15 protein-coding genes and 5 pseudogenes are annotated in these 22,638 nt (G+C 70.3%); 10 read left to right on the top strand and 10 right to left on the bottom strand.

What is annotated here, in order from left to right:
* Positions 1-206: 206 nt before the first annotated feature.
* The 5 genes and pseudogenes from O6P37_RS13415 to O6P37_RS13395 form a co-directional block, all read right to left on the bottom strand.
* Positions 207-1,145: pseudogene (locus O6P37_RS13415) on the bottom strand (enoyl-CoA hydratase/isomerase family protein); the annotation flags it as partial.
* Positions 1,142-2,689 carry a fatty-acid--CoA ligase FadD4 gene (gene fadD4 / locus O6P37_RS13410; RefSeq protein ID WP_269894537.1) on the bottom strand — a complete coding sequence of 516 codons (1,548 nt, stop codon included), beginning with the start codon at positions 2,687-2,689 and terminating at the stop codon, positions 1,142-1,144. The pseudogene O6P37_RS13415 and the gene fadD4, both read right to left, overlap by 4 nt.
* 66 nt (positions 2,690-2,755) lie before the next feature.
* A complete protein-coding gene (locus tag O6P37_RS13405) occupies positions 2,756-4,585 on the bottom strand; it encodes a phosphoenolpyruvate carboxykinase (GTP) (RefSeq protein WP_269894536.1) in 1,830 nt (609 codons plus the stop codon).
* Positions 4,586-4,780: 195 nt separating this feature from the next.
* The gene (locus O6P37_RS13400) at positions 4,781-6,286 is read right to left on the bottom strand and encodes a hypothetical protein (protein ID WP_269894535.1); all 1,506 of its coding nucleotides are present in this window, start codon (positions 6,284-6,286) and stop codon (positions 4,781-4,783) included.
* Positions 6,283-7,209 (bottom strand): hypothetical protein, encoded by a 927-nt coding sequence (locus O6P37_RS13395; RefSeq protein ID WP_269894534.1) that lies wholly within the window; start codon positions 7,207-7,209, stop codon positions 6,283-6,285. Before O6P37_RS13395 ends, O6P37_RS13400 begins: the two co-directional genes overlap by 4 nt.
* Before the next feature lie 225 nt (positions 7,210-7,434).
* On the opposite strand from O6P37_RS13395, the gene trmB reads away from it, so the two are divergent.
* From trmB to O6P37_RS28525, 7 genes and pseudogenes are all read left to right on the top strand, one after another.
* Entirely contained in the window at positions 7,435-8,220 is a 786-nt protein-coding gene (gene trmB, locus O6P37_RS13390) for a tRNA (guanosine(46)-N7)-methyltransferase TrmB (RefSeq protein WP_269894533.1), read from the top strand.
* Entirely contained in the window at positions 8,217-8,912 is a 696-nt protein-coding gene (locus O6P37_RS13385) for an NYN domain-containing protein (protein WP_269894532.1), read from the top strand. The genes trmB and O6P37_RS13385 overlap by 4 nt, the downstream gene beginning before the upstream one ends.
* Positions 8,913-8,967: 55 nt before the next feature.
* Complete coding sequence (locus tag O6P37_RS13380; protein WP_269894531.1) at positions 8,968-11,691, top strand: MMPL family transporter; 2,724 nt, start codon at positions 8,968-8,970, stop codon at positions 11,689-11,691.
* Positions 11,692-11,784: 93 nt separating this feature from the next.
* Positions 11,785-11,970, top strand: a pseudogene (locus O6P37_RS13375) (NYN domain-containing protein); the annotation flags it as partial.
* A 58-nt stretch (positions 11,971-12,028) separates the two neighbouring features.
* Positions 12,029-13,102 (top strand): annotated as a pseudogene (locus tag O6P37_RS28535) (MMPL family transporter); the annotation flags it as partial.
* Positions 13,085-13,294: pseudogene (locus O6P37_RS28530) on the top strand (DUF4190 domain-containing protein); the annotation flags it as partial. The pseudogenes O6P37_RS28535 and O6P37_RS28530, both read left to right, overlap by 18 nt.
* A 165-nt stretch (positions 13,295-13,459) precedes the next feature.
* A pseudogene (locus O6P37_RS28525) lies at positions 13,460-15,343 on the top strand (MMPL family transporter); the annotation flags it as partial.
* A 55-nt stretch (positions 15,344-15,398) separates the two neighbouring features.
* Here the strand turns inward: O6P37_RS28525 and O6P37_RS13365 are convergent.
* Entirely contained in the window at positions 15,399-16,562 is a 1,164-nt protein-coding gene (locus tag O6P37_RS13365) for an AI-2E family transporter (protein ID WP_269894529.1), read from the bottom strand.
* Positions 16,563-16,675: 113 nt separating this feature from the next.
* On the opposite strand from O6P37_RS13365, the gene O6P37_RS13360 reads away from it, so the two are divergent.
* From O6P37_RS13360 to O6P37_RS13350, 3 genes are read left to right on the top strand one after another with little or no spacing between them, the layout of a single operon-like run.
* Positions 16,676-17,767 (top strand): lysylphosphatidylglycerol synthase transmembrane domain-containing protein, encoded by a 1,092-nt coding sequence (locus O6P37_RS13360; RefSeq protein WP_408633166.1) that lies wholly within the window; start codon positions 16,676-16,678, stop codon positions 17,765-17,767.
* Positions 17,764-19,041 carry a M23 family metallopeptidase gene (locus tag O6P37_RS13355; protein WP_269894528.1) on the top strand — a complete coding sequence of 426 codons (1,278 nt, stop codon included), beginning with the start codon at positions 17,764-17,766 and terminating at the stop codon, positions 19,039-19,041. Before O6P37_RS13360 ends, O6P37_RS13355 begins: the two co-directional genes overlap by 4 nt.
* A complete protein-coding gene (locus O6P37_RS13350) occupies positions 19,028-19,393 on the top strand; it encodes a DUF3054 domain-containing protein (protein WP_269894527.1) in 366 nt (121 codons plus the stop codon). The genes O6P37_RS13355 and O6P37_RS13350 overlap by 14 nt, the downstream gene beginning before the upstream one ends.
* Here the strand turns inward: O6P37_RS13350 and O6P37_RS13345 are convergent.
* From O6P37_RS13345 to O6P37_RS13330, 4 genes are all read right to left on the bottom strand, one after another.
* Positions 19,390-20,742 (bottom strand): sensor histidine kinase, encoded by a 1,353-nt coding sequence (locus tag O6P37_RS13345; RefSeq protein WP_269894526.1) that lies wholly within the window; start codon positions 20,740-20,742, stop codon positions 19,390-19,392. The two genes, O6P37_RS13350 and O6P37_RS13345, sit on opposite strands and share 4 nt — an antisense overlap.
* Before the next feature lie 4 nt (positions 20,743-20,746).
* Positions 20,747-21,415 (bottom strand): response regulator transcription factor, encoded by a 669-nt coding sequence (locus O6P37_RS13340; protein WP_264015171.1) that lies wholly within the window; start codon positions 21,413-21,415, stop codon positions 20,747-20,749.
* Between the two features lie 63 nt (positions 21,416-21,478).
* Positions 21,479-21,865 (bottom strand): heme-binding protein, encoded by a 387-nt coding sequence (locus O6P37_RS13335; protein ID WP_269894525.1) that lies wholly within the window; start codon positions 21,863-21,865, stop codon positions 21,479-21,481.
* A 164-nt stretch (positions 21,866-22,029) separates the two neighbouring features.
* Complete coding sequence (locus tag O6P37_RS13330; RefSeq protein ID WP_269894524.1) at positions 22,030-22,554, bottom strand: hemophore; 525 nt, start codon at positions 22,552-22,554, stop codon at positions 22,030-22,032.
* Positions 22,555-22,638 lie beyond the last annotated feature (84 nt).

Here is a 22,638-nt window from a genome sequence, read left to right as displayed (position 1 = left end):
TCAGGCTGGTCCCACCCGAGGTCGTGGTGGAAGTGCCGGTTGAAGAAGCCGGCCCACTGCTCGAGGTCGCGTTCGAGGTCATTCGACAAGGGGAGGTCGCCCGGGGCCAGCAGGTAGCGCTGCCCGCCGGATTCCCAGAGCGGGAAGTCGACCGTGTACTCCGGCATGAGCCGGATGACGAGGGGGACGCCTGTGCGGGCTTCGGTGGTGACCTCGTCGACGAGGCCCCACTGCAGCGCGGTGGCGGGGTCGACAGTTTCGCCGGTGAGGAACAGGTAGGCGGTCCGCCACCGCCCGATGCGGCGGGTGATGCTGACGGTGCCGCCTGCCCCGGGAATCAGGCCCAGTTCCAGTTCCGGCAGCGCGATCGCCGAATCGGGATGTGCCGTCACCCGTCCGCAATACGCGGCCATCTCCAGTCCGCTGCCCAGCACCTGGCCGTGCACCTCGGCCCGCAGCGCAGGCCCGAGGCGGCGGCCCAGCTCGTCGAGCACCAGCGCGGGGCTGTGCCGGGTGCGGGCCAGGTGCGCGTCGGCCGGATCGGTGAAGGAACCGAATTCGGCCAGATCGCCGCCGCTGCAGAACGAGGGCCCGTTGCCTGAGAGCACCACCTCGGTGACCGACGTGTCGAGGCGGGCGATCTCCAGCGCCTCGAGGAGCGCGGCACGGGCGTCGGTGGAGAAGGCGTTGTGCCTGCCCGGCCGGTTGAACCGGACCCGCAGGGTGTCGCCGTCGCGCTGCGCCAGCACCGGATCGGGCAGCGCGGGAGGCGTTCTGGGTCCACGCGCGACGAGCCAGGACTGGAACTCGGCACTGCCCTGCAGCGTCGAGTAGGCCAGCGACTCCGCAATCAGGCCGGCGAAGGCGGGCGCCGCGACGTCCACCGCCCGCAGCACGTCGTCGCCGACCGCGGCCGCCTTCGGCCAGGTTCGGCAGCGCTGTTCGAGTTCGGCGAGGGTGCGCTGCACGGACGGCACCCGGACCACTCGGCGGTCCTCACACGGCTGCTCGGTGAGGGTGAATGTCGCTCGCTGCAACCAGTATTCGGCGCCCGATGCGAGGGGATCGCCGGTGGCGACCACGACGCCCGCCGGCTCCGCGGCCTCCGGCGACGGCGGGTCCGACAGGTCGACGACGCGCATCAGCCCGAGTATCTCGCGATCAGCTCCTGCTTGTAGAGCTTGCCGGTGTCGGTGCGGGGCAGCTGCGCCTCGAACGAGATGGACCGCGGACACTTGTAGTGCGCCAGGCGGTCCCGCAGCCAGCCGAGCAGTTCCTCGGCGAACGCCTCGGTCGCGTCGGCCGGGTCGACGGTCTGCACCACACCTTTGACGCGCTGGCCCATCTCGTCGTCCGGCACGCCGAACACCGCGGCGTCCATCACCTTCGGGTGGGTCACCAGCATGTTCTCGGCCTCCTGCGGGTAGATGTTCACCCCGCCGGAGATGATCATGTGGTGCCTCCGGTCGGTGAGGTACAGGTAGCCCTCCTCGTCGAGGTAACCGATGTCCCCCACCGTGGTCCAGCCGTGGGATTCGCGTGACTTGGCCGTCTTGTCCGGATCGTTGAGGTACTCGAACGACGCGCCGCCCTCGAAGTAGATCTCGCCGGGCTGGTTGGGTCCAAGCTCGTTGCCGTCCTCGTCGAGGATGTGGATGGCCCCGTTCATCGGCTTGCCCACCGACCCGGGGTGGGTCAGCCAGTCCTCGGCCGAGATGAGCGTGGACCCGTGCGCCTCGGAGGACGCGTAGTACTCGTCGACGATCGGGCCCCACCAGTCGATCATCTGCTTCTTGATCTCCACCGGACACGGTGCGGCGGCGTGCATCACCCGCTTGAGGCTGGAGACGTCATAGCTCGTGCGCACGGACTCCGGCAGCTTCAGCATCCTGGTGAACATCGCGGGCACGAACTGCCCGTGGGTGACGCGGTGGCGCGCGATGGCGTCGAGACAGCCCTGCGCGTCGAACTTCTCCAGCACGACGGTGGTGATCCCGGCGGCCTGGATCTGCATCGACCACACCGACGGGGCGGTGTGGTACAACGGCGCGGGGCTCAGGTAGACCGCGTCGGGGTCGAGCCAGAACTGCACCAGCATCGCCATCAGGCCGGGCGCCTCCGACGGACGCACGTGCGGCAGTTCGCGTTTGATGCCCTTGGGCCGACCCGTGGTACCCGAGGAGTACTGCAGCAGATCGCCCTCGATCTCGTCGTCGATCGGTGTGTCGGGTTGTCCGGCAACGCCTTCGGGATAGCGCACCCAGCCGTCGAGGTCGCTGTCGGTGCCTGTCGCCGACGTTTCGGCTCCGTCGGCGATCAGCAGCACGGCGGGCAGCCCGCGCGGCAGATGCTCGCCGAGTTCCGCGCAGGTCTCACGGAGCGCCGCCGATCCGACGACGGCCTTCGCGGCGCTGTTGTCGATGATGTAGGCCGCCTCGGCGGCCGTGAGGTGGGTGTTGATCGGCACGTAGTACAGGCCGCTGCGGCGCGCCGCCCACATGACGGCGTGCATGTGCTCGTTGTTCTCCATCAGGATGGCGACGACGTCGCCCTCCTGCAGTCCGTTGGCGCGGAAATGGTGCGCCAGCCGGTTGGCCCGTGCCTCGAGGTCGTCGAACGTGATGACGGTGCCGGACGGGTGGAGGATGATCGCCGGCTTACCGGCGCCGACATGCTCGCGGATCTGCATGGACCGACTCTACGACGACGATACTTGACGGGTGTCAAGTGGGTCGTTTCGGAGAAAGCGGGCGGGTTACTCCGCTTCGGCGAGGCGGGTCTTCAGCGCGTCGAACTCGTCCTTGATGCCGGTGGGCAGCTTCTCGCCGACGAACTCGAACCACTCCTCGATCAGCGGCAATTCCTTACGCCACTCCTCGGGGTTCACGGCGAGCGCCTCGTCGACGTCGGCGGCGTCCACGTCGAGACCCTCGAGGTCGAGGTCCTCGGCGGTGGGCACGATGCCGATCGGCGTGGTCTTGCCGTCGGCCTTGTGCTCGATGCGCTCGACGGCCCACTTCAGCACGCGGCTGTTCTCACCGAAGCCCGGCCACAGGAAGCGGCCGTTGTCGCCACGGCGGAACCAGTTGACGAAGAACACCGCGGGCAGCTTGGACTCGTCGGCGTTCTTGCCGATGTCGATCCAGTGCTGGAAGTAGTCACCGACGTTGTAACCGAGGAACGGCAGCATCGCCATCGGGTCGCGGCGCACGGTGCCGACCTTGCCCTCGGCGGCCGCGGTCTGCTCGGAACCCAGTGTGGCGCCGATGAACACGCCGTGCTGCCAGTCGCGGGCCTGGGTGATCAACGGGACGGTGGTCTTGCGACGGCCGCCGAACAGGATCGCCGAGATCGGCACGCCCTGCGGGTCGTCCCACTCGGGGGCCAGCGTCGGGCACTGCGAGATCGGGGTGCAGTAGCGCGAGTTCGGGTGCGCCGCCTTGGTTTCCGTCTCACGCAGAACCCAGTCGTTGCCCTTCCAGTCGATCAGGTGGTCGGGCTCGCCCTCCAGGCCCTCCCACCACACGTCGCCGTCGTCGGTCTTGGCGACGTTGGTGAAGACGGTGTTGCCCTTGGCGATCGTCTTCATGGCGTTGGGGTTGGAGTCCCAGTTGGTGCCGGGCGCGACGCCGAAGAACCCGAACTCGGGGTTGGTGGCGTAGAGCCGGCCGTCCTTGCCGAACCGCATCCACGCGATGTCGTCACCGACGGTCTCGGCGCGCCAGCCCGGGATGGTGGGCTGCAGCATTGCGAGGTTGGTCTTGCCGCACGCCGACGGGAACGCCGCGGCGATGTAGTAGGCCTTGTCCTCGGGCGAGATCAGCTTGAGGATCAGCATGTGCTCGGCGAGCCAGCCCTCGTCGCGGGCCATCGCCGACGCGATCCGCAGCGAGTAGCACTTCTTGCCCAGCAGGGCGTTGCCGCCGTAGCCGGAACCGAAGCTCCAGATCTCGCGGGTCTCGGGGAAGTGGGTGATGTACTTCGTGTCGTTGCACGGCCAGGGCACGTCCTGCTCGCCCGGCTCCAGCGGCGCGCCGATCGAGTGCAGCGCCTTGACGAAGAAGCCGTCCTCGCCGATCTTCTCGAGCGCCGCGGCGCCCATCCGGGTCATCGTGCGCATCGACACCACGACGTACTCGGAGTCGGTGATCTCCACACCGAGCTTGGGATCCTCGGAATCCAGGGGGCCCATGCAGAAGGGCACCACCCACATCGTGCGGCCGCGCATGGAGCCGCGGTACAGGTCGGTCATGATGCCGCGCATCTCGGCCGGGTCCATCCAGTTGTTCGTCGGGCCTGCGTCGATCTCGCGCTCCGAACAGATGTAGGTGCGTGACTCGACACGGGCGACGTCGGAGGGATCGGACAGCGCCAGGTAGGAGTTGGGCTGCTTCTTGTCGTTGAGCTTCTGGAACGTGCCCGCCTCGACGAGCTGCGCGGCGAGGCGCTCGTACTCCTCCTGGGAACCGTCGGCGAATGCCACCCGGTCGGGCTGTGTCAGCTCGGCGACCTCCCGAACCCAGGCGAGCAGGCCCTGATGCTTGGTCGGTGCGGTGTCCAGACCCGGAATAGTCGCTGAGGTCATCTCTCGTCTCCTGCATCTTCTGCTGACGGGCGCTGCCGGACGCAGACCCCGACGCCGCCGACTACGAAATCAGTGGTGCCGCGGTCGTCCCTTGTAGTGAGGTTAACGTGGGTGACATACCCGGGGAAATTCTGGATCATGTCCGATCACTCACAGGAACGATTCAGAAAAACTCCTTCTCGCCGGTTGACCGATTCAGTTCCCGGCCGAATCCTCCGACGACACCCGTTCGGCGTCGGCCGACGGGCGGGAGCCATTGGTCGCCGTCGCCGGGGCCGACCCGTAGAGCTCGGTGCGGACGGCGTCGAGCGCCCGCTGCAGCGGCGGTGCCCGTCGGTCTCGTAGGGCCGCCGCCCTGGCCGTGGCCACCGCGTGTTCGCGCAGTTCGGCGTCGATCGTCGCGATCTGCTGAGCGGCGGTGGCCGCCTCAGCCTCGTCGCGGGCGGTCAGCTGCGTGGTCAGCGCCGCCTCCGCGGCCAGCACCCGGGTGGCGACCAGCTCCTCGACGGCCGACCGCAGGGTGGTGGTGACCTCGCCGACCCAGCGGTCGAGCACCGACCGGTCGTGCAGCAGTCCGCGGATCCCGACCACCCACACGGTCAGCAGCAGGCCGACCGCACCGCCCGCGACCACACCGGCGACGGTCAGACCCGGCGCGACTCCGGCGAACAGCCGGCTGAAAGCCAGCGCCACCCCGAGCCCGAACCCGGCGCCGAGCAGCATCATCAGCACGGTCTCAAGGCGGCGGTTCTTCAGCGGCGGGGCGGGGAAGTCCGGGATCCCCGGCGCGGCCGCCGTGGGCGGAGGCGACATCTTCAGCTCGGCCGCCACCCCGGCGAGGTGTTCGGTGATGCCCTCGTCGACCTCGGTGACGACGTCGGCGGCGCGGGTCCGCACCTCGTCCTCGAAGGCGGCGAGGCGGCGCCTGCCGAGTCCGGCGGCGTCCTCCTGCAGTTCGGCCCGCACCGAGGTGCACCGGTTGCGGGCGAAGTAGGCGAGCTGCACCTTGGCCTGCTGGACCTGGCTGCGCAGCGCGATACCCCGCTCGGACTTGGCCAGCCGACTGTCACGGCGGATCTCGTCGCGGCGGGCGCGCAGGGCCGTCACCCGCGCCTCACGGTCGGCGCCCGCACCGTCGGCCTGGTAACGCCGGATCACCGCCTCCAGGCGACTCTCCCACGCCCGCAACCGGTTCCGCCGCTGCAGATCCGGATCGGTGAGCCGCTGACGCAGCAGCCCGACCAGTTCGTCGAGCCGCGGCTCGCCGAGATCGGGCGCGGCCGCCACTCCCACCCACGGCATCTGCCGGTAACGGGCGGAGCGCTCGGCGAGCAGGGTCCGGTCGGCGGTCAGCACGTCGCGCCAGTTCCGGTGCGCATCGATCTTGGTCACCGCACCCACCACAAGGTCGGTGTAGTTGGACGCGAGTTCGACCAGCGCGCAATCGGATTCGGTGAGCGGCGCGCTCGCCGACACGGCGAACACCACCGCCGCGGGCGCCTTGCCCGCAGGCAGGTCGTCGGACTCGACGAAGGTGTGCTCGGGCAGCTCCCGGCGCAGTTCGGCGACCAGGCTGCTGGTTCCTGCCAGCCACGGACCCGTCACCAGCACCACGTCGCTGCTCTCGACTCCCGGCGAGCTCAGGCCCGGATCGATGGCCGCGACCACGGCGTCAGCGGCGGCGACCGGATCGGCCGTCACGGTGCGCCCCGGCCGATCTCGAGCAGCCGCATCGACCCGCGGCAGATGTCGGCGGCGCACTCGCGGTGCACGGCGCCCACCGGGCCACGGCCGTACCTGCGCCACTGCACCGCGCGGCGCAGGTGCGCGGCCCGGTCGTCGGCCGGGTCCACCGTGAGCCCGGCGGCCGAGACGACGTCGACCGCGGCAGCCATCACGGCGAGCACCGTATCGTCTGCGGCCAGGAAATCGGACAGCCGCTCGTCGCCGGAGCGCACAGCCAGCGCCTCCAGTTCGGCCAGCGCGGACCGCATCCGCCGGTACCGCAGCGGCGCCGCCACCTGATCGATCGCCGCGAGCACCCCGTCGATGCCGCTGAGCCGGCGCAGCATGCCGGGCAGCGTTTCGCGGTCGGCGCCCCGCCCCAGAGCCAGCACCGCATGCGCGATCCCGAACCGGTCCAGGCGGGCCAGCAACCGCTCGCGCATCGCACGCCCGAGACGGTGCCCGGAGTCCAGGAAGGCGTCGGTCGACCGCAGGTCCGCCGGATGGTGGACGAGCACGTCGAGCGCCGCGACCAGTTCGGCGTCGGGCGCGGCCCCGGCCAGCAACCCGATGAGCGGCACCGCAGGCACACCGGTGCGGGCGCGGCAGTCGGCGGCGAGCACCTGCGCCCGCGCCATCGGCCCGCCGCCGGCCGCCCCGGACAGGTCGGCCTTGTTCAACACGATCAGCACCGGAGCCCGGGCGGCGGCGACCGCTGCCATGTCCTCCGGCTTGAGCGCCTCGGCGATCACCAGCACCGCCAATTCGGCGCCGCTGCCGTCCACGACCGTCAGACCGGCATCCCGCAGCGCGGCGGTCACCGTGCGCCGGCCCACCCCGGCACGGCCGAGCACCTCGACCGGCAACGGGGCGGTGAGCCGGGCGATGACATGCTCCACGGCGGGCCGGCGGTCACCGGCCCGTGCGGCGAAATCGGTCAGCGCGTCGGCGAAGATGGCGCGTCCTTCCGGTGGGTTGGTGCGTGCAGGTGTTCACGCCGATCGTGGCACCTGCCGCGCCGCTTGGCGAACGCTTCGTCCCCAGGGGCCGCCCTGCGCCGACATACCAGCCGAAGGCAACTGTTGGGTATCAATATGCACCACGGAGCGGGTACCCGACCGTTGATGAGCGACCATGGACGGATGCAAGCGCGCAGGTCCGAGGTCGCGGGCTCCCCGGCTTCGCACGACACCAGCCGCGCCCCCGCCGCCCATCCCCATCCGCGTGTGACCAGCTTCCGCTCCCGGCGCTCCGCGCTGTCCGGCGGTCAGCAGGCCGCCTGGGACCGGCTGTGGTCGGAACTCGGCGCACAGGCCCGTGACGACGAGGGCCGGCCGGCGCCGCTGATCGACCTCCCGTCGTGGTTCGGCCGGTCCGCACCGGTGGTGCTGGAGATCGGCTGCGGCACCGGCACCTCGACGCTGGCCATGGCGCAGGCCGAGCCGCATCTCGACGTCGTGGCGGTGGAGGTCTACCGCCGGGGCCTGGCCCAGCTTCTGAGCGCGATCGACCGCGCCGATCCCCCGGTCACCAACCTCAGGCTGGTCCGCGGCGACGGTGTCGATGTGCTCGAGCACATGTTCGGCAGCGACTCGCTGACCGGGGTGCGGGTGTTCTTCCCCGACCCGTGGCCCAAGGCTCGGCACCACAAGCGCCGGCTGTTGCAGCCCGCGACGGTGGCCCTGATCGCCGACCGGCTACGCCCCGGCGGGGTGCTGCACGCCGCTACCGACCACGCCGGCTACGCCGAGCACATCGCCGCGGTCGGTGACGCCGAACCGCTGCTGCGCCGGGTGGATCCCGACGCCGAGCTGCCGATCTCGGCACAGCGGCCCGTCACCAAGTACGAGCAGAAGGCCCTCGCCGGACCCGACGTCACCGAACTGCTCTGGGAGAAGGCTTCGCGATGAGTCTCACCGAGGACATCCCGGTCGCCACCCCGCCCCCGCCCGCGGGTCCGCCTGCCGGCAGTCAGCGGGTGCTGCTGGTGTGGGACGCGCCGAACCTCGACATGGGCCTCGGCTCCATCCTCGGCGGGCGGCCCACCGCCGCGCACCGGCCGAGGTTCGACGCGCTGGGCCGGTGGCTGCTCGGGCGCACCGCCGAACTCTCCGCACAACTCGCCGACGGCGGCTCGGACATCACCCTCGAACCCGAGGCCACCGTGTTCACCAACATCGCCCCGGGCAGCGCGGACGTGGTCCGGCCGTGGGTGGAGGCGCTGCGCAACGTCGGGTTCGCCGTGTTCGCCAAACCGAAGATCGACGACGACAGCGACGTCGACTCGGACATGCTCGCGCACATCGCACTCCGCCGAAGCGAGGGGCTGGCGTCGGTGATCGTCGCGTCGGCCGACGGGCAGGCGTTCCGGCAGCCGCTGGAGGACGTCGCCCGCGACGACATCCCCGTGCAGGTGCTCGGATTCCGCGAACACGCGAGCTGGGCGCTGGCGTCCGACGTCCTGGAGTTCGTCGACCTCGAGGACATCCCGGGGGTGTTCCGGGAGCCGCTCCCGAGGATCGGCCTGGATTCGCTTCCCGACCAGGGCGCGTGGCTGCAGCCGTTCCGGCCGCTGTCGGCGCTGCTCACCTCCCGTGGGTGACGGCGGCGCCCGGGTGCCGCACTCCTCCGAACAGTCCCGACGTTAGGAGCTCGACGTGTTCGCCTGGTGGGGTCGAATCGTCTACCGGTTCCGGTACATCGTCATCGCCGTCATGGTCGCGATGTGCGCGCTCGGCGGGGTGCTCAGCCTCGACCTGGGCAAGCACGTCACCCAGAGCGGCTTCTTCGACGAGGGCAGCGAGTCGGTGCGGGCCTCGGTGCTTGCCGACGAGGTGTACGGGCGCGACCGGACCAGTCACGTGGTGGGCATCATCTCCGCGCCGGACGGCCGCAAGGTCGACGATCCGCAGTGGTCCAAGGAGGTCACCGACCAGCTGAACGCGGTCAAGGCCGATCACCCCGACCAGTTCCTCGAGTGGTACGGCTACCTGCGCGGATTCCCGGCGGCGCTGGCGACGCCGGATAAGGACCGGGCGTTCGTCTACATCACCCTCAAGGGCGACAACGACGACGTCATCCTCAACAACTACAAGGCCATCGAGCCCGACCTGCAGCAGGTCGACGACGGCAACATCAAACTGGCCGGCCTGAACCCGCTGGCCAACGAGTTGACGGGCACCATCGCCAAGGACCAGAAGCGGATGGAGATCATCGCGCTGCCACTGGTGGCCGTCGTGTTGTTCTTCGTCTTCGGCGGCGTCGTCGCGGCCAGCCTGCCGGTGATCATCGGCGGCCTGTCGATCATCGGCTCGCTCGGCATCCTGCGGGCGGTGATCTGGCTGACCGGCGAACCCATGCACTACTTCGCCCAGCCGGTGGTCACGCTGATCGGCCTCGGCATCGCGATCGACTACGGGCTGTTCGTGGTGAGCCGGTTCCGCGAGGAGATCGCCGAGGGCTACGACACCGAGACCGCCGTCCGGCGCACCGTTCAGACCGCGGGGCGGACCGTGACGTTCTCCGCGGTGCTGATCGTCGCCTCCCTGGCCGGCCTGCTGCTGTTCCCGCAGGGCTTCCTCAAATCGCTGACATACGCAGGCATCGCGTCGGTGTCGCTGTCGGCGCTGCTGTCGATCACCGTGCTGCCCGCGGCGCTGGCCATCCTCGGCCGCAACGTCGACGCGCTCGGTGTGCGCACGCTGTACCGCATCCCGTTCCTGCGCGACAACCAGTTCACCAGCCGCATCATCGACTGGTTCGCCGAGCGGACCCAGAAGACCAAGACGCGTGCCGACGTGGAGAACGGCTTCTGGGGCCAACTCGTCAACCGGGTGATGAAACGGCCGGTGCTGTACTCCGTGCCGATCCTCGTCATCATGGTGCTGCTGATCGTCCCGCTCGGCCAGCTGGCGCTCGGCGGCATCAGCGAGAAGTACCTGCCGCCGGACAATCCCGTCCGCATGGCGCAGGAGGACTTCGACCGGACCTTCCCCGGTTACCGCACCGAGAAGCTGACACTCGTCATCGAGAACGCCTCGCCCACCCAGGTCGACGAGATCAAGAGCAAGGCGGCACAGATCAGCGGCTTCACCGAGCCGGAGTGGAGTGAACGTCCGGTCTCGCCCGACGAGAGCGGCAACACCCCGCAGAAGACCGATCCCGACGTGACCGTGCTGCAGAACGGGCTCGAGGTCCGCAACGACGCCGCCAAGCGGCTCGACGAGCTGCGCGCGATCGAACCACCGCGGGGCGTGACGATCTCGGTGGGCGGTACGCCTGCGCTGGAACAGGATTCGATCCACAGCCTCTTCGACAAGCTGCCGATGATGCTGCTGATCCTGGTCTCCACCACCACTCTGCTGATGTTCCTGGCGTTCGGGTCGCTGGTGTTGCCGATCAAGGCCGCGGTGATGAGCGCGCTGACACTTGGCTCCACGCTGGGCATCCTGACCTGGATCTTCGTCGAGGGGCACGGCTCGGGGGTGCTGAACTTCACCGCGACACCGTTGACCGCTCCGGTCGTCGGCCTGATCATCGCGGTGATCTACGGGCTGTCCACCGACTACGAGGTGTTCCTGGTGTCCCGCATGGTCGAGGCACGGGCCCGCGGGCTGTCGACGTCCGAGGCGATCCGCGTCGGTACGGCGACCACCGGCAGGATCATCACCGCCGCGGCGCTGATCCTCGTCGTCGTCGGCGGCGCGTTCGTGTTCAGCGACCTGGTGATGCTGAAGTACCTGGCCGTCGGCCTGATCGCCGCGCTGCTGCTCGACGCCACCGTGATCCGGATGTTCCTGGTGCCGGCGATCATGAAGATGCTCGGCGACGACTGCTGGTGGGCGCCGCGCTGGATGAAGCGCATCCAGGAGCGCCTCGGCCTCGGCGAGATCGAGCTGCCCGACGAACGGAAACACCCCGCCGCGCAGGAGGGGCGCGACGCGCTCGTCGGCGCAGAGGTGGCCGCGCCGGCCCGCCCGCTGCGATCCCATGATCCGTTCCCGCCGCCCCGCCCGCGCGCCACGCCGAGACGCATTCCGCCGCGAGCGGCGGGCCAGGCGGCGACGCGGATCCCCGGCCGCGAGGACACCCCCGAGCCCGAGCCGCCGACCACGCGCATCCCGGCCGCCGGGAACACCGTGCTCGATGCCGCGACGAGCGCGGTGAACGCCGCAGGCGACGCGACGAAGCGCACCACGCGGCGCACTCCCCCGCCGCCGGTCGAGGACCGGGAGCTCGACGAGCCCACCACCGCGATCCCGACGCCCGCCGAGCAGGATCCCGGGGCGCCGGAGGAGCCGGCTCCCTCCGCGGACGACGACCGGCGGCGCGGCCGAGGGATCAGCGCGCAGGATGTGCTCCGCCGCGAAGGCCGCCTGTGACCGATGATCGGCGCCCGGCGTGATCCGATTGTGACCACCGGTCTGCGGGGAGGATCGTCGCAGGACACGGCCCAGAATGAGGCCCCGTTCCGGCCGCCTGGATTTCGCGAACATGCGAGCTGGGCGCTAGCGTCGGATACCTTGGAGTTCATCGACTTGGAGGGCACCCCTGTGTCCCCCGGGTGCCGCTACCGCGGATCGGACTCGATCGGCGACCCGGTCAGGGTGTGGCTGCAGCCGTCGGGGCCGCTGTCCGCGAAGCTGACCTCGCGTGTCTGACAACTCAATCGACCGCGGCGGGGTCGCCCCAGAGATGCTGTCAATGTAAGGAGCTCACGTGTTCGCCTGGTGGGGTCGAACGGTCTACCGATTCCGGTACATCGTCATCGGTGTCATGGTGGCCCTGTGCCTGGGTGGCGGGGTCTACGGCATCAGCCTTGGCCAGCATGTCACGCAGAGTGGCTTCTACGACGAGGGCAGCCAGTCGGTGCAGGCATCGCTGCTCGGCGACGAGGTGTACGGCCGTGACCGCGCCAGCCACGTCGTCGCGATCCTGACGCCGCCCGACGGCAAGAAGGTCACCGATCCACAGTGGCAGCGCGACGTGGTCGGCGAGCTCGACACGTTCGTCACCGACCACCCCGACCAGGTGCTGAGCTGGGTCGGCTGGCTCAAGGCCCCCGACGCGGCCAGCGAAACCGTCCAGCAGATGAAGACCGAGGACCTGTCGAAGACCTTCGTCTCCATCCCGCTCAAGGGCGAGGACGACGACGCGATCCTGAAGAACTACCAGGCCGTCGAACCCGATCTCAAGGAGATCAACGGCGGCGACATCCAGCTGGCCGGCCTGCAGCCACTGGCCAGCGAGCTGACCGGGACCATCGGCGAGGACCAGAAGCGCGCCGAGGTGGCGGCCATCCCGCTGGTCTGCGTGGTGCTGTTCTTCGTCTTCGGCGGTGTGATCGCCGCGGCGCTGCCCGGCCTCATCGGTGGCCTCACCATTGCCGGTGCGCTCGGCGTCATGCGGCTGGCCGCCGAGTTCATCCCCGTGCACTTCTTCGCCCAGCCGGTGGTGACGCTCATGGGCCTGGGCATCGCCGTCGACTACGGCCTGTTCATGGTGAGCCGATTCCGGGAGGAACTCGCCGAGGGCTACGACACCGAGGCGGCCGTACGCCGCACCGTGATGACGTCCGGCCGCACCATCATGTTCTCCGCGGTGATCCTGGTGGCGTCGTCGGTGCCGCTACTGCTGTTCCCGCAGGGCTTCCTCAAGTCGATCACCTACGCGATCATCGCCTCGGTCATGCTGGCGGCGGTCCTGTCGATCACCGTGCTGGCCGCCGCGCTGGCGATCCTCGGACCCAGGGTCGACGCCCTGGGCGTCAAGACGCTGATCAAGTTCGCCCTGCCCGACCCCGTCCATGCCGACCCGGCGAATCGGAAGACCAACACCTTCGCCATCGCCTCGATTCCACTCGGGCTGCTGGTGCCGCCCGCGGGTATCGCGCTCGGCCACATCGCGCGCAAGCGCATGAAGCAGACGGGTGAGCAGGGCGCCAACCTGGCCCTCATCGGCCAAGTCCTCGGCTACACCGCCCTCTACGGCGCCATGGCTTACGGCGTGATGGCGCTGAAGGACAACGACGTCATCGGCAGCGGCGTCTACTGGATGCTGCTCGGCATCGTGATCTTCCTCGTGGTCGTCACGTTCGGCCTCGCCCTCGCGCGATACGTGCCGCTGGCGCGCCGCCCCATCGTGTGGTGGCTGCACTGGCTGGCCGACAAGACACAGAAGAACAAGACCCGCGCCGAGGTGGAGCAGGGCTTCTGGGGCAAGCTCGTCAACCGCGTGATGAAACGCCCCGCCGCCTTCGCGGTGCCGATCATCATCGTGATGGTGCTGCTCATCATCCCGTTGGGACAGCTGGCACTCGGCGGCATCAGTGAGAAGTACCTTCCGCCGGACAACTCCGTGCGCTCGGCGCAGGAGGACTTCGACCGCAGCTTCCCGGGCTTCCGCACCGAACCGCTGACCATGGTGCTCAAGAGCGACAACGGCGAGCCGATCACCGATCAGCAACTGGCCGACGTGCGCGCCAAGGCGATGACGATCAGCGGCTTCATCGACGCCGACAACGACCCGTCGAAGATGTGGCAGGAACGCTCCGCCCAGGACACCGGGTCGAAGGACCCGTCGGTGCGGGTGATCCAGAACGGCCTGGAGAGCCGCAACGACGCCGCCGAGAAGATCGAGGAGTTGCGGGCGCTGTCGCCACCGCGGGGGGTGACCGTGTACGTCGGCGGCACACCGGCATTGGAGCAGGACAGCATCCACAGCCTGTTCGACAAGCTGCCGCTGATGGTCGCCATCCTGATCGTCACGACGACGATCCTGATGTTCCTGGCGTTCGGTTCGGTGGTGTTGCCGATCAAGGCCGCGGTGATGAGCGCGCTCACCCTCGGCTCCACGATGGGCGTGCTGACGTGGATGTTCGTCGAGGGCCACGGCTCGGGACTGATGAACTACACGCCGCAGCCGCTGATGGCGCCGATGATCGGCCTGATCATCGCCGTGATCTGGGGTCTGTCGACCGACTACGAGGTGTTCCTGGTCTCCCGCATGGTGGAGGCGCGCGAACGCGGGTTGTCCACCGCCGAGGCCATCCGCATCGGCACGGCGACCACCGGGCGACTGATCACCGGCGCCGCCCTGGTGCTGGCCGTCGTCGCGGGCGCGTTCGTGTTCTCCGACCTGGTGATGATGAAGTACCTGGCGTTCGGCCTGCTGATCGCGCTTCTGCTGGACGCGACGATCGTCCGGATGTTCCTGGTGCCCGCGATCATGAAGATGCTCGGCGACGACTGCTGGTGGGCCCCGCGCTGGATGAAACGCATCCAGGAGCGCCTGGGCCTCGGCGAGACGGAACTGCCCGACGAACGCAAGCGCCCCAACTTTGACGAACCGGGCGACGATCCGGAGGCACTCGTCGGCGCGGGCGCCCCGGTGTCCGCACCGCCGCGTCCGCCGCACGACCCGACCCATCCGGAGGTCCCTGTCCGGGCCGCACCGATGCGGGTGCCGCCGCGGGCCAGCGGACCGTCCGCCGCAGGCACCACCCGCATTCCGACGCGGGGCGCCGCGCCTGCCGCGCCGCGCGAGGAACCGCCGACCACCCGGTTTTCGGCGGCCAAGAACGCCGTTCGCGGTGCGGTCGGCAATGCGCCCACCCAGCGGGTGCCGCGGGCAACGCCGCCGGCACAGCAGCGCGAGGAGCGCGAGATCGAGTCGTGGCTCGGCGAGCTGCGCGGCCGTCCGGCCGGCGGAAGTACCGAGCCCGGTCAGCCCGCGCGTCCGCCGCAACCGTCGGCCGATCCGACACGGGCGATGCGTCCGGGCGGACCCCGCGTCGGCAACGGCACGCCGCGCACAGCGGACGAGGGCAACGAGCCGACCACGGCCATCCCGACCCCGCGCCAGCGGCAGCAGCCGAAGAATCCCGATGCCACCACTGCGATCCCGACTCCGCGGACGCAGGACCCGGCGAGCACCGAGAAGATCGACACCCGGGAGTCCGAGGACGAGCAGCAGCGTCGCCGCGGCGGCGGGATGAGCGCGGCGGACCTGCTACGGCGCGAGGGCCGGCTCTAGCCACTCGCGATCTCGGCGCGGAAACGTTCGCTGAGCGACGGTTCGCGCGCCGAAATCACTCGTCGTCGGGGGACTGCGGTCCCACGTCGTCGGGTTCGGCGTCTATCCGCGGCCCGTCGTCCTCCCCCAGTGCCTCAGCCTCCGCCTCGGGATCGGACGCGACCAGGACGCGCACCGCGCTGTTGACGAACGCGATCGTCGGCACTGCGAGCAGCGCGCCGACGATGCCGGCCAGCACGGCGCCCCCCGCGATGGCCAACACCACCGCGAGCGGGTGGATCGACACCGCGCGGCCCATCACCAGCGGCTGCAGCACGTGCGCCTCCAGCTGCTGCACGGCGATGATCAGGCCGAGCGTGATGAGCGCATACACGAAGCCCTTGGCCAGCAGAGCCACGATCACCGCGAGGAATCCGGTGATCACCGCGCCGATGAGCGGGACGAACGCGCCGAGGAACACCAGCGACGCCAGCGGCAGCGCCAGCGGGATGCCCATGATGGCCAGACCGGCGCCGATGCCCACCGCGTCGACCAGCGCGACCAGGAACGTGGCCCGGATGTAGCCGATCAGCGAGTGGAAGCCCGCCCGGCCGGCGTCGCGGACGCGTCCCCGGACGTCCTCAGGGAAGATCCGGGTGACGAAGCCGAAGATGTTCCGGCCGCCGTGCAGCAGGAAGATCAGCGTGAACAGCACCAGCAGCGCGCCGGTGAGGATCTCGGTGATGGTCCCCGCCGTCGACAGCGCGCCGGTGGTGAGCCGCTCCTGGTTGTCGCGCAGCGCCTCGATCGCCGCGTTGCCCGCGTTGTCGATCTGGTCGCGGCTGAGGTGCAGCGGCCCGTCGACCAGCCATCCGCGGACGCCGTCGATGCTTCGGGTCACCTCGGCCACCAGGGCGGGGGCGCCCTCGATGAACTGGCTGACGACGAACGTCAGCAGTCCGCCCACCACCGCGATCCCGGTGAGCATCACCAACGCGACCCCGCCTCCGCGCGGGGCTCCGCGGCGGTCGAGGAAGTCGACGGCGGGCATCAGCAGCGCGGCGATGATGGTGGCAAGCGCGACCGGCACGAAGATCACCTCGAGCCGTTTGACCAGCCACAGCAGCGCCAGGAGCGCGGCGAACAGGATGAGCAGTCGCCACGCCCAGGCGGCGGCCTTGCGGACGAACGGCGTGACCGCGTTGTCGGCGAGCGGATCGGCACCCAGACCTGCTGACATGCCGCGAGCGTAGCCGCCACCGGACCATCCACCCGGTACCGCGCGCGGACGGGGCGAAACGCGCCCGGCGCAGCGGCGTCATACGCGGTACCTGCGCCGTTACCCTGTAAGTCGTGTCCGACGACGCCCCGGCCGCCGGCGCACAGCCGGAACGTGCCAGCCGGGTGGCTTCCGGCCGCAGCAGGTACTGGTGGCTGCGGTGGGTGCTGATCGGCGTCGCGGTGACGGTGCTGACCGTCGAGCTGGTGCTGGTGTGGGATCAGCTGGCGAAGGCCTGGAAGAGCCTCATCTCGGCGAACTGGTGGTGGGTGCTCGCCGCGGTCGTCGCGGCGATGGCGTCGATGCACAGCTTCGCCCAGATCCAGCGGACGCTGCTGGAGTCGGCCGGGGTGACGGTGCGGCAGTGGCGGTCCGAGGCGGCGTTCTACGCCGGCAACGCGCTGTCGACCACGATGCCCGGCGGCCCCGTGCTCTCGGCGACCTTCGTGTACCGCCAGCAGCGGATGTGGGGCGCGTCGCCGGTGGTGGCGTCCTGGCAGCTGGTGATGTCGGGAGTGCTGCAGGTGGTCGGCCTGGCACTGCTCGGGCTCGGCGGGGCGTTCATGTTGGGCGCCAGCAAGAACCCGCTGTCGCTGATCTTCTCGCTCGGCGGCTTCCTGGCCATCGTGCTGCTGGCCCAGGCGGTCGCCACCCGGCCGGAGTTGATCGACGGGATCGCGGTACGCGTGCTCGGCTGGGCCAACCAGGTGCGCGGCAGGCCTGTCGAAACCGGCCTCGGCACGTGGCGGGCGACGCTGAACCAGCTCGAGTCCGTGCAGCTGGGCCGTCGCGATCTCAGCGTCGCCTTCGGCTGGTCGCTGTTCAACTGGATCGCCGACGTGGCCTGCCTGGCGTTCGCCTGCTACGCCGCGGGGGGACATCCCGGGCTGGCCGGCGTGACCGTCGCGTACGCCGCGGCCCGCGCGGTCGGCTCGATCCCGCTGATGCCCGGCGGGCTGCTGGTGGTGGAGGCCGTGCTGGTGCCCGGCCTGGTCTCCAGCGGCATGACGCTGGCCTCGGCCATCTCGGCCATGCTGATCTATCGACTGGTGAGCTGGATCTTCATCGCCGCGATCGGCTGGGTGGTGTTCTTCTTCATGTTCCGCACCGAGAAGGACATCGACCCGGACGCGCCGCGCCAAACCCGGGAAGAGGAGCGCCGATGAGCAATGGAAAGCGCTGCGTCGCAGCATTGTTCGGCGCACTGGCGTTACTGACCGCGTCCTGCACCGGGTCGCAGGACGAACCCGCGGACACCGGCACGCCACCACCGGCGGCGAGCCCCTCGCCGAGCGGCACGTCCGACCGGCCGGCGCAGGCCCCCGCGAAGGTGAGCCCGGTGCTCGTCGACGCCGTCGCCGACCCGATACCGGTGCCCGGCACCGACGGAAGGGACCACCTGGCGTATGAACTCGTGCTCACCAACCAGCTGCCGAGCGAGGTGACGATGGACGCGCTGGAGGTCCGGTCCGGCGACACCACGCTGCTCGAACTCGCCGGCGACCGGTTGGGTTACTGGACCCGGCCGGTGGGCACGCCCGCGCCCGCGCCGACCACCAAGCTAGGGCCGGGGCAGAGCGCGAAGGTCTGGCTCGACGTGGCCGTCGACCGGAAGGCCGACGGCGCACCCGCCGACATCCCGGCCGAGTTGACCCACCGCCTGAAACTCACTCTCGCACAACCCATGCCGCCGCTGTTGCCGGCGACGATGACCGAGGACGTCGCGCCGGTGACCGTCCAGGACCGCAAGCCGGTGGTGATCGAACCACCGCTGCGCGGGCCGAACTGGCTCGACGGCAACGGCTGCTGCGACATGACGCCGCACCGGATGGCACTCAACGGGCTGAACGGGAAGCTCTGGGGCGCAGAGCGTTTCGCGATAGACTACGTCCAGCTACAGCCGGACGGCCTGCTGTTCACCGGCGACAAGGCCAGGCTGGAGAGCTATCCCTACTTCGGCGCCGACATCCACGCGGTGGGTGACGGGCCGGTGGTGGCGGTCGTCGACGACCTCCCCGAACAGGTGGCGGGGGCCAGCCCCACCGGCCTGCCGCTCGACCAGTACGGCGGCAACCACATCGTGCAGGACCTCGGCGACGGCAACTACGCCTTCTACGCGCACCTGAAGACCGGCAGCGTCAAGGTGAAGCCCGGGGACCGGCTCACCACCGGTCAGGTGATCGCATCGCTGGGCAACACCGGCAACACCGACGCGCCGCACCTGCACTTCCACGTGATGAGCACGCCCGACCCGCTGCTGTCGGACGGGCTGCCGTTCGTGTTCTCGTCCTACCGCCTCGACTCCCGGCTCGCGTCCCCCGCCGCGGTCGACGGCCTCTTCGACAGCAAGCCGGCACCCAGGCAGCCCGGCTTCGCCGCCGCCGACGAGACTGACGTCATGCCGCTGTTCCTCGACGTGATGACCTATGCGGACCGGTAGTCGCCCGGCGGCCCTCGCGCTGATCGCCGACGCCGTCTGCGTGACGGTGTTCTGCACGCTCGGCCGGCGCAGTCACGAGGAGGGGCTCACCGCGGCGGGCATCGCGCACACCGCCTGGCCGTTCCTGGTCGGCACCGCCGTCGGCTGGCTGGTGTCCCGCGGATGGCGGCGACCGCTGTCCCTCGCCCCGACCGGTGTGATCGTGTGGGTGTGCACCGTCGCCGTGGGGATGGTGCTGCGCAAGGCCACGGGCCAGGGCGCCGCGACGAGCTTCATCGTGGTGGCGTCGGTGACGACCGCCGTGCTGTTGCTCGGCTGGCGCGCGGCCGCGCTGCTGGCGTCGCGGCGCTAGTCCGCCTGCGCCGGTGCCGTCGACACCGTGAGCGTGGCGCGCAGCCCGCCCAGCGGGCTGTCGGACAGCCGGATCGTCCCGCCGTGCAGCGCGGCCTGCTGAGCCACCAGGGCCAGCCCGAGGCCGGAGCCACCCGGGGCGGCGGTGCTGCCACGCCGGAACCGGCCGAGCACCGTCTCCTGTTCGTCGGCGGGCAGTCCGCGGCCGTCGTCGTCCACCACGATCGTCAGCTCGCCCTGTCCTGCCGCTCCTGCCCTCCGGTGCGCCGCCAGCACCACCCGCGTCGCCCCGCCGTGTGTCACGGCGTTACGAACCAGGTTGTCCACGGCCAGCCGCAGCCCACCCGGCCAGCCCCACACCACGCCGAGCGCGTCGTCGGCCTCGACGACGATCTCCACCCCGGCGCCCGCGCGGCGGTTCTCCCGCGCCACCCGGTCGAGCAGGTCGGTCACGTCGATCAGTTCCCGGTCCTCGTCCTGAGCGAGCTGACCGGACGCCAGCTGCCCGAGCGCGGTGATGATGGCCTCCACCCGGCGCTGCGCCCGGGCCAGGTCGGCCACCACCTCGGCGCGCTCCTCCTCGGGGAGGTCGTGGATGCGCAGGGTGTCCAGGTCGGCCCGCATCGCCGTCAGCGGCGTGCGCAGTTCGTGCGCGGCGTTGGCGGCGAAGTCCTGGGCGGCCTGCAGCGAATTGGTGGTGGCCTGCTGAGCGGCGGCCAGACGCGCCAGCATCCCCGCCATCGCCTCGGACAGCTCCTCGGCCTCCCGGACGCCGTGCACCGCTGGCATCTCGTCGCTGCCCTTGCCGAGCCGGGAGGTGTGCTCGGTCAGCTTGCGCAGCGGGCGGATGGCGGGGCCGGCCAGCAACCAGCCCAGCCCGGCGGCGATCAGGACGGTGACCACCCCGACGAGGGCGTACTCGGGGATCCGCGCACTGCTCAGCAGGATGCTGTCGGCCCGCAGACCGATCGACACCAGCACCCCGCCCTCCTGGTCGACGGGCAGCGTGCGGACCCGGTACTCCAGCCCGTTCACCTCGACGGTCTCGGTGCCCGGCGGAAGGGACGGCAGCTGGAAGCCGCGCTGGAACACCACCTGCCCGGTCGAGCGCGACCGGCCGGTGGTGAGGACGCCGCGGCGCGGATCCTGCAGCTGTTCGGGATACATGCTGGCGTCGACGATCGAGTCGAGCCGGCGGTCCAGCTGGGCGGCGTCGTTGTTGGCCAGCACCAGCGACGTCAGGATCGTGAATGCGGCGACCACGGCCGACGCGGCGGCCGCGGAGGCGATGGCCACCCTGGTCCGCAGCGACGCCGAGCTGATGCGGCGGAAGGCCCGCGAGAACCACACCGCGCTACGGCTCGTCCCGCAACACGTATCCGATACCGCGCACCGTGTGGATCACCCGCGGCAGGCCGTCGCGTTCCAGCTTGCGCCGCAGATACGAGATGAACACGTCGGCGACGTTGGTGTCGACGTCGAAGTCGTAACCCCAGACCAGCTCGAGCAGCCGCTGCCGGGACAGCACGACGCCGGCGTTCTCGGCCAGCACCGTCAGCAGGTCGAACTCGCGCTTGGTGAGCTCCACCCGCTCACCGTCGACGAACACCAGCCGGCGCGCGGTGTCGATGGTCAGCGGCCCCACCACCAGGGTGTCCGACGGCTGGTCGGAGTGACTGGCCCGGCGCAGCAGGGCATGCAGCCGCGCGACGAGCTCACCGAGGTCGAACGGCTTGGTCAGATAGTCGTCGGCGCCGGCTTCCAGTCCCGCGATGCGGTCGTTGACGGTGTCGCGCGCCGACAGCACACAGATCGGGATCTCGTTGCCCAGCGCGCGCAGTGCCGTCACCACCGCGACACCGTCGAGCTCGGGCATCTGGACGTCGAGCACCAGTGCGTCATGGGTTTCGTTGGAGAGCAGCCGCAGCGCCTCCTTGCCGGTCGCAGCGACCCGGACATCGAATCCCGACAGCCGCAGTCCGCGGGCGACGGAGGTTCGCACGTCCGGGTCGTCGTCGACCATCAGCACTGTGCGGCCCGCGCCCTCCTGCTGCGCGGGCAGCCCAGTAGCCACGCGAACGCTGGCTTAGCTGTCGGCGAGGCCGTCGCCGTTGGTGTCGCCGCAGCGATTCTTCAGGTCGACCAACGGCTGCCGGATGGAGGTCAGTTCGCCCTTCACCACCGGATTGGCGTCGAGGTACTTCTGCACCTCGGTGCGGATCTCCTCGCGCGGCCTGCCCTCGAGGCTGGTGAAGAAGTTGTTCACGTCCGGGTGGGTGAACAGGTACGCCGACGTCGAGGCGGAGACGCCTGCGGCCACACCGGCCAGATCGGCGGCGGTGCAGTTCGGCGCCCCCGGGATCGGCTGGGCCGAGGCCGCGGGCAGCGCACCGAACAACATCGCACCGGCAACCGAGCCAGCGCCGACCGCGCCGGCTACCGCACGCCGTGCGGTACGGGCAGAGAGCAACATGGACGAACTCCTTCATCTTGGAGTGGCCGTAACCATGAACGGTTATCGGTAACGCAAAGCTAATCAGAATCGGCGAAGACTTTCCTGCCTTGCGGCCATCCAATATCAAAAACACCAAATCCGCAGGTCGACGGGCGCTGCCACGGGCTGCACCGCCCGGGCGTCTAGCGGTAGGGACCGGGCAGCGGACCGGTGCCCTGGGTGGCCGCCGACACCGGCGACGACTGGGCCGGCGACAGCGACCCCGGCACGCGAGGGGTCTGCGCGCCGGGCAGCGTTGCCGGCGACGTCGCCGTCTGCGACTGTGCCGCCTGCATCAGGCCCATCACCTGCGGAAGGGTGACCGGCAACTTGCACCGTCCGGACAGGTTCGTCAGCGGCCGCTGCAGCTCCTGCATGTCCGCGGCAACCTCGGGGTTGGCGTCGAAGTAGCTCTTGAGCGCCGCCAGCGACTGCGGACCGCCCTGCGACTGCGACGCGGTGGTCAGCGCGGCGTTGGTCTGCGGGTGCGCGTCGAGGTACTCACCGGTGTCGTTGGCGACGGTGCCGATGGTCTTGGCCACGGCGCTGGCCGCGCACGGATCGGGGGCCGCGACGGCCGACGGCCCGGTCAGCGCGGCGCCTGCCGCTGCGGTGGCGACGAAGGCGGCGAGCAGGCCGCGGCGCAGCCCGATGGCGGTGGACTTCATGGACGCTCCTTACGATTCGCGGACGCTCTGGGCGTCAGACGACGCTTTCGAGGGCCCGGCAAACCTCGCGATCGGACGGCGTGG

Origin of the sequence: Mycobacterium hippophais, assembly GCF_027529605.1 — a bacterium.
Classification (GTDB): Bacteria; Actinomycetota; Actinomycetes; order Mycobacteriales; family Mycobacteriaceae; genus Mycobacterium; species Mycobacterium arseniciresistens.
Note: the sequence above shows the minus strand (reverse complement) of the source record. Positions and strands in the feature narration are given on the sequence as shown.

Excerpts from the sequence above, each read along its gene's own strand:
- fadD4 (WP_269894537.1), bottom strand. The coding sequence starts at position 2,689 with ATGCAGATCCGCGAGCATGTCGGCGCCGGTAAGCCGGCGATCATCCTC.
- O6P37_RS13405 (WP_269894536.1), bottom strand. The coding sequence starts at position 4,585 with ATGACCTCAGCGACTATTCCGGGTCTGGACACCGCACCGACCAAGCAT.
- trmB (WP_269894533.1), top strand. The coding sequence starts at position 7,435 with ATGAGCGACCATGGACGGATGCAAGCGCGCAGGTCCGAGGTCGCGGGC.
- O6P37_RS13385 (WP_269894532.1), top strand. The coding sequence starts at position 8,217 with ATGAGTCTCACCGAGGACATCCCGGTCGCCACCCCGCCCCCGCCCGCG.
- O6P37_RS13365 (WP_269894529.1), bottom strand. The coding sequence starts at position 16,562 with ATGTCAGCAGGTCTGGGTGCCGATCCGCTCGCCGACAACGCGGTCACG.
- O6P37_RS13355 (WP_269894528.1), top strand. The coding sequence starts at position 17,764 with ATGAGCAATGGAAAGCGCTGCGTCGCAGCATTGTTCGGCGCACTGGCG.
- O6P37_RS13350 (WP_269894527.1), top strand. The coding sequence starts at position 19,028 with ATGCGGACCGGTAGTCGCCCGGCGGCCCTCGCGCTGATCGCCGACGCC.
- O6P37_RS13340 (WP_264015171.1), bottom strand. The coding sequence starts at position 21,415 with ATGGTCGACGACGACCCGGACGTGCGAACCTCCGTCGCCCGCGGACTG.
- O6P37_RS13335 (WP_269894525.1), bottom strand. The coding sequence starts at position 21,865 with ATGTTGCTCTCTGCCCGTACCGCACGGCGTGCGGTAGCCGGCGCGGTC.
- O6P37_RS13330 (WP_269894524.1), bottom strand. The coding sequence starts at position 22,554 with ATGAAGTCCACCGCCATCGGGCTGCGCCGCGGCCTGCTCGCCGCCTTC.